The sequence below is a fragment of the Klebsiella sp. CN_Kp097 genome (genome assembly GCF_040064495.1).
Taxonomy (GTDB): Bacteria; Pseudomonadota; Gammaproteobacteria; order Enterobacterales; family Enterobacteriaceae; genus Klebsiella; species Klebsiella aerogenes.
Genome location: NZ_JBEAIL010000031.1, coordinates 125,198 through 136,828 on the forward strand (window position 1 = coordinate 125,198; position 11,631 = coordinate 136,828).

Annotated in this window: 5 protein-coding genes; 4 read left to right on the forward strand and 1 reads right to left on the reverse strand. The window is 57.8% G+C overall.

What is annotated here, in order from left to right:
• The first annotated feature begins 125 nt into the window (after window positions 1-125).
• Genes ptrA through recD form a run of 3 tightly spaced genes read left to right on the forward strand, consistent with a single transcriptional unit; the run spans window position 126 to window position 8,397 of the window.
• Window positions 126-3,011 (forward strand): pitrilysin, encoded by a 2,886-nt coding sequence (ptrA, locus tag ABLV07_RS22985; RefSeq protein WP_348853841.1) that lies wholly within the window; start codon window positions 126-128, stop codon window positions 3,009-3,011.
• A complete protein-coding gene (gene recB, locus ABLV07_RS22990) occupies window positions 3,008-6,553 on the forward strand; it encodes an exodeoxyribonuclease V subunit beta (protein ID WP_047077617.1) in 3,546 nt (1,181 codons plus the stop codon). Before ptrA ends, recB begins: the two co-directional genes overlap by 4 nt.
• Window positions 6,550-8,397, forward strand: coding sequence for an exodeoxyribonuclease V subunit alpha (gene recD, locus ABLV07_RS22995; RefSeq protein ID WP_348853842.1), 1,848 nt, complete (start codon window positions 6,550-6,552; stop codon window positions 8,395-8,397). The genes recB and recD overlap by 4 nt, the downstream gene beginning before the upstream one ends.
• Before the next feature lie 281 nt (window positions 8,398-8,678).
• Here recD and argA read toward each other — a convergent pair whose 3' ends face one another.
• Window positions 8,679-10,010, reverse strand: coding sequence for an amino-acid N-acetyltransferase (gene argA, locus ABLV07_RS23000; protein ID WP_015369939.1), 1,332 nt, complete (start codon window positions 10,008-10,010; stop codon window positions 8,679-8,681).
• A gap of 226 nt (window positions 10,011-10,236) precedes the next feature.
• Between argA and amiC the strand changes: the two genes are divergently transcribed.
• Window positions 10,237-11,490 (forward strand): N-acetylmuramoyl-L-alanine amidase AmiC, encoded by a 1,254-nt coding sequence (gene amiC, locus ABLV07_RS23005; RefSeq protein ID WP_020078045.1) that lies wholly within the window; start codon window positions 10,237-10,239, stop codon window positions 11,488-11,490.
• Window positions 11,491-11,631: the final 141 nt, after the last annotated feature.

Below are 11,631 nucleotides of genomic sequence, written 5' to 3' on the forward strand. Positions count from 1 at the left end.
TCATTTATTATTCGCAGCGAATCACGGACTGATGTTTTAAATACCCGGAAGATGGCCCGAGCCTGATGATGGGTATCCACGCTGACGCTATGCAGCGCGAAGTTTGTTAATGATGAGGTCCGTGAATGTCCCGCAGTTTATGGTTCAAAGTTCTTGTTGTAGTGGTCGCCCTTTGGGCGCCGTTAAGTCAGGCAGACACCGGATGGCAACCGATTCAGGAAACCATCCGTAAAAGCGAAAAAGATCCCCGTCACTATCAGGCTATTCGCCTGCAAAACGGCATGGTCGTGCTGCTGGTATCCGATCCGCAGGCGGTAAAATCGTTGTCGGCGCTGGTGGTGCCGGTGGGTTCATTACAGGATCCGGCCGACCATCAAGGGCTGGCACACTATCTCGAGCATATGACCTTAATGGGCTCGCAGAAGTACCCGCAGCCTGACAGCCTTGCTGAATTCCTCAAAATGCACGGCGGCAGTCATAATGCCAGCACGGCGCCGTATCGCACCGCGTTCTACCTTGAAGTGGAAAACGATGCTCTCAACGGCGCTGTCGATCGGCTGGCCGATGCCATTGCCGCGCCGCTGCTGGATAAAAAATATGCCGAACGCGAACGTAACGCGGTCAACGCCGAATTGACTATGGCGCGCACCCGGGACGGGATGCGCATGGCGCAGGTGAGCGCCGAAACCATCAACCCTGCGCATCCGGCTTCACAATTTTCCGGCGGTAACCTCGATACGCTGAGCGATAAGCCTGGTAGCCCGGTGCTTGATGCGCTGCACGCTTTCCGCGACCGCTGGTACTCGGCAAACCTGATGAAGGCAGTTATCTACAGTAATAAGCCGCTGCCTGAGTTGGCAAGCATTGCCGCCGCGACCTACGGGCGGGTGCCTAATCATGACATCAGCAAGCCGAAGATTACCGTACCTGTCGTGACCGATGCGCAGAAGGGCATTGTGATTCACTACGTGCCGGCGATGCCGCGTAAGGTGCTGCGCGTTGAATTCCGCATCGATAACAACAGCGCTCAGTTCCGCAGCAAGACCGATGAGCTGGTGACCTATATGATTGGCAACCGCAGCCCCGGCACCTTATCCGACTGGCTGCAGAAGCAGGGGCTGGCGGAAGGGATTCGCGCGGATTCCGATCCGGCGGTCAACGGTAATAGCGGCGTGCTGGCGATCTCCGCTACCCTCACCGATAAAGGCCTGGCGCACCGCGATGAAGTTACCGCCGCTATTTTCAGCTACCTGAATTTGCTGCGTACACAGGGTATTGATAAGCGCTACTTTGATGAATTAGCCCACGTGCTGGAGCTCGATTTCCGTTATCCGTCGATTAACCGCGATATGGATTATGTGGAGTGGCTGGCCGATACCATGATTCGCGTGCCGGTAGAGCACGTACTGGACGTGGTTAATATCGCCGACCGCTATGATGACCAGGCGATTAAAGACCGTCTGGCGATGATGACGCCGCAAAATGCGCGTATCTGGTACATCAGCCCGAATGAGCCGCACAACAAAACCGCTTATTTCGTCAACGCGCCGTACCAGGTTGATAAAATTAGCGCCCGGACCTTCACCGACTGGCAGCAAAAATCTGCGGCCATCAAGCTGCAGCTGCCGACGCTGAACCCCTATATTCCGGATGATTTCACGCTGATTAAGAGCGATAAGGCCTACCCGCATCCGGAGCTTATCGTCGATGAGCCGACGCTGCGCGTGGTGTACGCGCCAAGCCAGTACTTTGCCAGTGAACCGAAGGCCGACGTCTCGCTGGTGCTACGTAACCCGCAGGCGATGGACAGCGCGCGCCGTCAGGTGATGTTCGCGTTAAATGATTACCTGGCCGGTATCGCCCTCGATCAGCTTAGCAATCAGGCCGCGGTAGGCGGGATAAGCTTCTCGACCGGCGCCAACAACGGTCTGATGGTTAATGCCAACGGCTATACCCAGCGTCTGCCGCAGCTCTTTACCGCGCTGCTGGACGGCTACTTTAGCTATACGCCGACCGAAGAGCAGCTTGAGCAAGCGAAGTCCTGGTATGCCCAGATGATGGATTCGGCGGACAAAGGCAAAGCCTATGACCAGGCGATTATGCCGATTCAGATGCTGTCGCAGGTACCCTATTTTGAGCGTAAAACACGTCGCGATTTACTACCGTCAATCACCCTGAAAGAAGTGATCAACTACCGCGATAACCTGAAAGCCAGAGGGCGGCCGGAGCTGCTGGTCATCGGTAACATGAGCGCCAGACAGTCCACCGATCTGGCCCGCCAGATCCAAAAACAGCTTGGCGCCGATGGCAACGAGTGGTGTCGCAACAAAGACGTGCTGATCGACAGCAAACAACTGGCGATGTTTGAGAAAGCAGGCAGCAGCACCGACTCCGCGCTGGCGGCGGTTTTCGCGCCGCCAAATGTCGATGAATACAGCAGCATGGCCGCCAGTTCGCTGTTAGGGCAGATTATTCAGCCCTGGTTCTACAACCAGTTACGTACTGAAGAACAACTCGGCTATGCGGTATTCGCCTTTTCAATGAATGTGGGCCGCCAGTGGGGGATGGGCTTCCTGCTACAGAGCAGCGATAAACAGCCGGCCTTCCTCTGGCAGCGCTTCCAGGCCTTCTTCCCGACGGCGGAAGCCAAACTGCGGGCGATGAAGCCGGAAGAGTTTGCCCAGATCCAGCAGGCGGCGATTAGCCAGATGCTGCAGGCGCCGCAAACGTTGAGCGAAGAAGCATCAAAGCTGAGCAAAGATTTCGATCGCGGTAATATGCGCTTCGATTCACGTGATAAAGTAGTGGCTCAGATGAAACTGCTGACGCCGCAAAAACTTGCCGACTTCTTCCATCAGACGGTGGTGGATCCGCAAGGCATGGCACTGTTATCCCAGGTTTCCGGCAGCCAGAACGGCAAGACGGAATACGCCGCCCCTGAAGGCGGTAAGGTATGGGAAAGCGTCAGCGCATTGCAAAAATCCTTACCCCTGATGCGAGAGAATGAATGACCGAAACCGCTGAGTCTCTTGACCCACTCCGCTTGCCCCTGACGGGCGAGCGGCTGATAGAAGCCTCCGCGGGCACCGGAAAAACCTTTACCATCGCCGCGCTATATCTACGGCTGCTGCTGGGGCTGGGGGGGGAATCTGCTTTCCCCCGGCCGGTCAGCGTGGAAGAGCTGCTGGTGGTTACCTTTACCGAAGCGGCGACGGAAGAGCTGCGCGGACGTATCCGCAGCAATATTCATGAACTGCGGATCGCCTGTTTGCGTGAGAGTTCCAGTAATCCTCTGTATGCCTCTCTGCTCGCGGAAATCGCCGATAAAAACCAGGCGGCGCAAACGTTGATGCTGGCGGAGCGGCAGATGGACGAGGCGGCAGTCTTTACCATCCACGGCTTCTGTCAGCGGATGCTAAGCCTCAACGCCTTCGAATCCGGCATGCTGTTTGAACAGCAACTGATTGAAGACGAATCCCGCCTGCGTTATCAGGCCTGCGCCGACTTCTGGCGTCGCCACTGCTATCCGCTGCCGCGCGATATCGCCGCGGTGATCCATGAACAGTGGAAAGGACCGCGCGATCTGCTCAAGGCGATCGACCGCTGGCTGCAGGGCGAAGCGCCGCAGCTAAAATCGCCGCCGCCGGCGGAAGAGACGCTGGCAAGCCGCCATCAGCAAATCCTGGAACGTATCAATGCGCTGAAGCAGCAGTGGCGGGAGCAGGTTAGCGAAATTGAAAACGTGCTGGAAAACTCAGGGCTCGATCGCCGCAAGTTCAACCGCGGCAACCAGGGCAAGTGGATCGAAAAGGTCAGCGCCTGGGCGCAGGAAGAAACGCTGAGTTATCAGTTGCCTGATGCGCTGGAAAAATTCTCGCAACCGTTCCTCATTGAGCGCACCAAAGACGGCGGCGAACCACCGTTGCATCCGTTATTCAGCGCGGTAGAGGCGCTGCTCGCCTCACCGCTTACCTTAAACGATCTGGTTATCGCCAGGGCGATGGTGGAGATCCGTGAAGCGGTCGCCCGCGAAAAGCGGCGTCGAGGCGAACTGGGCTTTGACGACATGCTCAGCCGCCTTGACGACGCGCTGCGCGGCGACAGCGGCGAAGCGTTGGCCAGCGCTATTCGTCAGCGTTTCCCGGTGGCGATGATCGATGAGTTCCAGGATACCGATCCGCAACAGTATCGTATCTTCCGCCGCATTTGGCGTCGCCAGCCGGATACGGCCCTGCTGCTGATTGGCGACCCGAAACAGGCGATTTACGCCTTTCGCGGCGCCGATATTTTCACCTATATGAAAGCGCGTGGCGATGTCGCTGCCCACTATACGCTGGATACCAACTGGCGTTCGGCGCCAGGCATGGTACAGAGCGTAAATCGTCTGTTCGGCCTGAGTGATAATCCATTCATGTTCCGCGAGATCCCATTCTTGCCGGTGAAGCCAGCCGCTAAAAATCAGACGTTGCGCTTTACCATTGATGAGAAGCCGATCCCGGCGATGAACATGTGGTTAATGCCTGGCGAAGCCGTCGGTTCTGGCGATTATCAGTCTTTTATGGCGCAATTGTGTGCGACGCAGATCCGCGACTGGCTCAGCGCCGGCCAGCAGGGGCGCGCGCTGCTGTGGCGCGACGAAAAAGCCGAGCCGGTGCGCGCCTCCGATATCACCGTGCTGGTGCGTAACCGTCTCGAAGCGGCGCTCATTCGCGATGCGCTGCAGCTTTTGTCGATCCCGTCGGTCTATCTCTCAAACCGCGACAGCGTTTTTGAAACCCCGGAAGCGCAGGAATTACTGTGGGTTCTACAGGCGGTACTGGCGCCAGAGCGTGAAAACACGCTACGCAGCGCGCTGGCGACGTCGATGTTTGGCCTTAATGCGCAGGATATCGAAAACCTCAATCAGGATGAACGTGCCTGGGATGCGCTGGTAGAGGAGTTCAGTGAATACCGGCACATCTGGCGCCAGCGCGGCGTGATGCCAATGCTGCGCGCGCTGATGGGGGCGCGTCATATTGCCGAAAACCTGCTGGCGACCCACGGCGGCGAACGCCGTTTGACCGATATTTTGCATATCAGCGAATTGTTACAAGAGGCGGCTAATCAGTTGGAGAGCGAGCACGCGCTGGTGCGCTGGCTGACGCAACATATCGCCGAACCGGACAGCAATGCTTCCAGCCAGCAGATGCGTCTGGAGAGCGATAAGCATCTGGTGCAAATCGTCACTATCCACAAATCAAAAGGACTGGAATATTCGCTGGTCTGGCTGCCCTTTATCGCGCGCTTTCGCAAACAGGATCAGGCGTTCTATCACGACCGCGATTCCTTTGCTGCGGTACTCGACCTCGGAGAGGGGGAGAATAGCCTTGAGCTGGCGGAAGCCGAGCGTCTGGCGGAGGATTTACGCCTGTTGTATGTGGCCCTGACCCGCGCGGTGTGGCACTGCAGTCTCGGGGTTGCGCCGTTAAGTACCCGCCGAAGCGATAAACCTGGCAACAGCGATTTTCATCACAGCGCCCTCGGCCGTCTGCTGCAGGACGGCGAGCCGATGGACGCGGCGGGATTGACCGCGCGGCTACAGGCATTATGCCACGATGATATTGCGCTATGTATTCCCGATACCATGGACCAGACACCGTGGCAGGCGCCGGAAAACGCGCTACCGTCGCTTTCGGCGCGGACGGTTGAACGCCAGGTGAGTGACGACTGGCGGGTGACCAGTTATTCCGGCCTGCAGCAACATGGTTCCAGCGCCGGTCAGGAGCTGCTACCGCGTCTCGATATCGACGCCGCGGGCGTTGGCGAGGTGGCGGAAGAGCCGCAGCTCACGCCTCATCAGTTCCCACGCGGCGCGTCGCCGGGGACTTTCCTGCATAGCCTGTTTGAGGATCTCGATTTCAGTCAGCCGGTACCGGTTGACTGGATGGCGCAAAAACTACAGTTGCACGGTTTTGGCGAAGAGTGGGCGCCGGTGTTGAGCGAATGGCTGGACGGCGTGCTGCGAACACGCCTGCCGGGGGCTGAAATCGCCCTGAATCAGCTGGGCGTGCGGGATAAACAGGTGGAAATGGCCTTCTATCTACCGATTGAACAACCGCTGGATCCGCTGCAGCTGGACGCGCTGATCCGCCGCTATGATCCGCTGTCGGCTGATACCCCGGCGCTCGATTTCCGCCAGGTCCGCGGCATGCTGAAAGGGTTTATCGATCTGGTATTTCGTCATGATGGTCGTTATTACCTGCTGGACTACAAATCTAACTGGCTGGGCGAAGATCGCGAAGCCTATACCCAGCAGGCGATGATCCAGGCGATGCGCCTGCATCGTTATGATCTGCAGTACCAGCTGTATAGCCTGGCGCTGCACCGTTATCTGCGTCACCGTATTGCCGATTATCACTACGAGCGGCACTTTGGCGGCGTCATTTATCTCTTTTTACGCGGCATGGACGGGCAGGAAGGCGGGCAGGGGATCTTCACCACCCGCCCGGCGCAGCCGCTGATTGACGGCCTCGACGCGCTATTTGCCGGTGTTGCCCAGGAGGTGGACTCATGACCATGGATGAACTGCTGCTGGCCGCCGCCGAGCAGCGTTTGCTGCGACCGCTGGACGTACAGTTTGCGCTGATGGTGGCGCAGGATGCCCCTCCGGCAGTGAAGCTGGCCGCCGCGCTGTTGAGCCGGGATGCCGGAGAAGGTCATGTCTGCCTGCCGCTGTCGCGCCTCAACGCTGAAGAAGCGCTAAGCGGCAAGGCCGGCGAGATCCGCGACCAGTTGCTGGCGATGGCCGGAGAGCCGCAGGACTGGCCTCAATTGTTGCTTTCTTCGTCAGCGGTGAGCCGCGGCGACGAACCGACGCCGATGATTTTATGTGGCGACAGGCTGTACCTGAACCGCATGTGGCGTAATGAACTCACCGTCGCCCGCTTTTTTAATGAGACGAACCGGGTACTGGAGGTTGATGAAGGACGGCTAACGGCAACTCTGAATGAACTCTTTCCTGCGACCGACGATATCGACTGGCAAAAAGTCGCTGCGGCGGTGGCGCTGACCCGGCGCATTTCGGTGATCTCCGGCGGTCCCGGCACCGGCAAGACCACTACCGTCGCGAAGCTGCTGGCGGCGCTGATTCAGATCAACGACACGCCGCGCTGTCGAATTCGGCTGGCGGCGCCGACCGGCAAAGCCGCAGCGCGCCTGACGGAGTCCCTTGGGGCGGCGTTAAGAAAACTTCCGCTTAGCGATGAGCAAAAAGCGCTGGTTCCCGCTGATGCCAGTACCCTGCATCGCCTGCTGGGGGCGCAGCCTGGCAGCCAACGCATGCGCTATCACGCCGGGAACCCGCTGCATCTGGATGTGCTGGTGGTCGATGAAGCCTCAATGATCGACTTACCGATGATGTCGCGTCTGATTGATGCTTTGCCGGAACATGGGCGGGTGATTTTTCTCGGTGACCGTGACCAGCTGGCCTCCGTGGAAGCCGGGGCGGTGCTTGGCGACATCTGCGCCTGGGCGACATCCGGTTATACCGCGGCGCGAGCGCAAGAACTGTCGCGTTTGACCGGCGCAACGGTGCCGGCGGGGGAGGGGCAGATCGCCGGGGCGTTGCGCGATAGCCTGTGCCTGTTGCAAAAAAGCTACCGCTTTGGCAGCCATTCCGGTATTGGCAGCCTGGCGCGGGCGGTCAATGCCGGTGCGCGCGCAGAAGTGAAAGCAACATTACGCCAGCCGTTTGAGGATATCGTTCTGCAGCCGCTCAGCACCACCGAGGAGTATGAAGCGATGCTGATGGCGGCGCAGGAGGGCTACGGCCGTTATCTGCAACTGCGCCGCGAGCAGGCCGCGCCGGAACAGATGATTGCCGCCTTCGGCGAATTTCAGCTGCTGTGCGCGCTGCGTGAAGGGCCTTATGGAGTAAGCGGCGTGAATGAACAGCTGGAGCAGATGCTTCATCGTAAGCGGGCGATTACGCTACCGCGCCATTCACGCTGGTACGATGGTCGTCCGGTGATGATTTCCCGTAACGATAGCGCGCTGGGGCTGTTTAACGGTGATATCGGTATTGCGCTGGAAAGGGACGGCGAACTTCGCGTGTGGTTCCCGATGCCGGATGGCAGCATTAAATCGGTGCAGCCAAGCCGCCTGCCGGAACATGATACCGCCTGGGCAATGACGGTGCATAAGTCGCAAGGGTCGGAGTTCGATCATGCGGCGCTGATCTTGCCTTCTCGTAGCGTACCGCTGGTGACCCGCGAGCTGGTTTATACCGCGATTACCCGCGCCAAACGGCGCCTGTCGCTTTACGCCGACGGGCAGGTACTGGCGCAAGCCATCGTGACGCGCACCGAACGGCGCAGCGGCCTGGCGGAGATTTTCGCGCATGGCGGAAAGCCCGAATAAGGCGCAGCCGCTATCCGGGGGGGATCCCTGCTGGCGCTACGCTTAGCAGGGCTACGTTGCGATATCGTCGGGTAGCCCGGATAAGGCGTAAGCCGCTATCCTGGAGGATCTCTGCTGGCGCTACGCTTAGCAGGGCTACGTTTCGATGTCGTCGGGTAGCCCGGATAAGGCGTAAGCCGCTATCCGGGGGAGCTCTGCTGGCGCTACGCTTAGCAGGGCTACGTTTCGATGTCGTCGGGTAGCCCGGATAAGGCGTAAGCCGCTATCCGGGGAGTTATCCGTCAGCCCAGGTCCGCCATCAATACCTTCGAACGGCGCTGATAGTTGTACATCTGTTTTTTACTCTCCGGCAGCAAATCAATATCCACCGGGGTGAAGCCGCGTTCCTGGAACCAGTGAATACTACGGGTGGTCAATACGAATAGCTTGCTGAGCCCCATCTGCTTCGCCTGGGCGGCGATCCGGCTCAGCAGTACCTCGCCGCGTGACGAACTACGGTAATCCGGATGCACCGCTACGCAGGCCATTTCGCCGATTTTCTCTTCCGGGAATGGATAGAGCGCGGCGCAGGCGATGGTGGTGTTATCGCGCTGGATGATGGTGAATTTATCTATCTCCATCTCCAGCTGTTCGCGCGAGCGGCGCACCAGAATGCCTTGCTGCTCCAGCGGGCTGATAAGATCGAGGATGCCGCCGATATCGTTAATGGTTGCCCGGCGGATCTGCTCGGCGCTTTCCATGACGATCTGCGTACCGATACCGTCACGTGAGAATAGCTCCTGCAGCAGCGCGCCATCTTCCTGATAGCTAATTAAATGGCAGCGGCGCACGCCGCTGCGGCAGGCTTTCACCGCCCCGCGCAGGAAGCGTACGGTACCGGAATTATAATCTTCTTCCGCTTCCAGCTCCTCTACCCGCGCCTGCGCCTCGTTAGGGAACAGCTCGGAAACGATCTCGCCATGCTGGTCGTAGACCCCCTGCGACGAGCAGAAGCCGATCATCTTTTCAGCTTTCAGCTTTACCGCCAGTTGGGTGGCTATCTCTTCAGAAGTGAGGTTGAAGCTCTCGCCGGTGACGGATACCGCGACTGGGCCCATGAGCACGATTGCGCCGCTGTCCAGTTGGCGATGAATGGCTTCTTCATCGATGCGGCGAATACGGCCGCTGTGGCAGTAATCCACGCCATCATCGACGCCAAGAGGTTGAGCAATAATAAAATTGCCGCTCACCACGTTGATATGCGCCCCCTGCAGGGGCGTATTGCCGAGGCTCATCGACAGGCGGGCGGTAATTTCTAACTGCAGCATACCGGCGGCCTGCTTCACCAGCTCAAGGGTTTTGGCGTCGGTGACGCGGGTCTGCTTGTGATAAACCGGCTCGTGGTGATGTTCCGCGAGGTTGGCGTCAATTTGCGGGCGCGCGCCATAGACCACCACCAGGCGAATACCGAGGCTATGCAATAAGCCAATGTCATTGACTATGCTGGAAAAGTTATCGTGCTCGATGGCTTCTCCGCCCAGCATGATGACAAACGTTTTTCCCCGGTGCGCGTTTATATAGGGAACAGAATGGCGGAATCCCTCGACCAGTTCAGTGCGACGCTCCTTCACCATGACAAACCCTCAATGCATGATTATTCGTAATAAGTGTATTTTTATTCTGTTTTGCTTCGTGGCGCAACCCCTAATTTGTCACTAATTTGCGAAAACATTGTGACAAAACCTTGGGTGTCAAAGTTTGTTTACCCTTTTATAGATGACAGGTTATGCGGCTTTGGTTAAAGTTTCTGGTCAATCTGTTCATTTTGGCTTCAAACACGTTTTTTTGCTTGGGAGTGGCATGTCGGGATACAAGTCGGGATTAAGCCGCCGTCGTTTTTTACAAGGGGCGGGCGCCATGTGGTTAATGAGTGTGAGTCCGGTCGGTTTGGCCGCCGCCGCGCAGGTAGTCGCGGTGCGTATCTGGCCGTCGTCGACTTACACCCGCGTCACGGTGGAATCCAATCATGTACTGAAATATCGGCAGTTTGCGTTAAGCAATCCTGAGCGAGTGGTGGTTGATATTGAAGGCGTTAACCTGAACTCGGTCCTGAAAGGGATGGGCGGGCAGATTCGCGACGACGACCCGTATATTAAATCCGCGCGCGTGGGCCAGTTCGACCCGCAAACCGTGCGGATGGTGTTTGAACTGAAACAAAACGTCAAACCGCAGTTGTTTGCGCTGGCGCCGGTCGCCGGTTTTAAAGAGCGTCTGGTGATGGATCTTTATCCCTCTACGGCCACCGATGTGCAGGATCCGCTACTGGCGCTGCTGGAAGATTACAACAAAGGCGATCTGGAACGTCAGGTACCGCCGGCAGAAAGCGGGCCGCAGCCGGGGAAAGCCGGGCGCGATCGTCCTATCGTTATCATGCTCGATCCCGGCCACGGTGGTGAAGACTCCGGCGCGATTGGTAAATACCGAACTCGTGAGAAAGACGTGGTGCTGCAGATTGCCCGTCGATTGCGCGCGCTCATTGAGCGTGAAGGTAATATGAAGGTCTATATGACCCGTAACGAAGACGTGTTTATTCCGTTGAAGGTGCGTGTCGCCAAGGCGCAGAAGCAGCGTGCCGATCTGTTCGTTTCGATTCACGCCGATGCCTTTACCAGCCGTCAGCCGAGCGGCTCTTCGGTGTTCGCGCTCTCGACCAAGGGCGCTACCAGTACCGCCGCAAAATACCTCGCGCAAACGCAGAATGCCTCGGACTTAATCGGCGGCGTCAGCAAGAGCGGCGATCGTTACGTCGACCACACCATGTTCGATATGGTGCAGTCATTGACCATCGCCGACAGCCTGAAATTTGGTAAAGCGGTGTTGCAAAAAATGGGCAATATCAACAAGCTGCATAAAAATCAGGTGGAGCAGGCGGGCTTTGCGGTACTGAAGGCGCCGGATATTCCTTCAATTCTGGTCGAAACGGCTTTTATCAGTAACGTCGAAGAAGAGCGTAAACTGAAGACCGCGAAATTCCAGCAGGAAGTGGCGGAGTCGATTCTGGCGGGGATCAAAGCCTACTTTGCCGATGGGGCGACGTTGGCCAGACGTGGATAAAAAAATAGCGCCTTCGGGCGCTTTTTTTTATAGCGGTATTTACGGACGGCAGAAACAAAAAAACACCCTTAAGGGTGTTCATTGTGTTGGTTGCGGGGGCCGGATTTGAACCGACGACCTTCGGGTTATGAGCCCGACGAG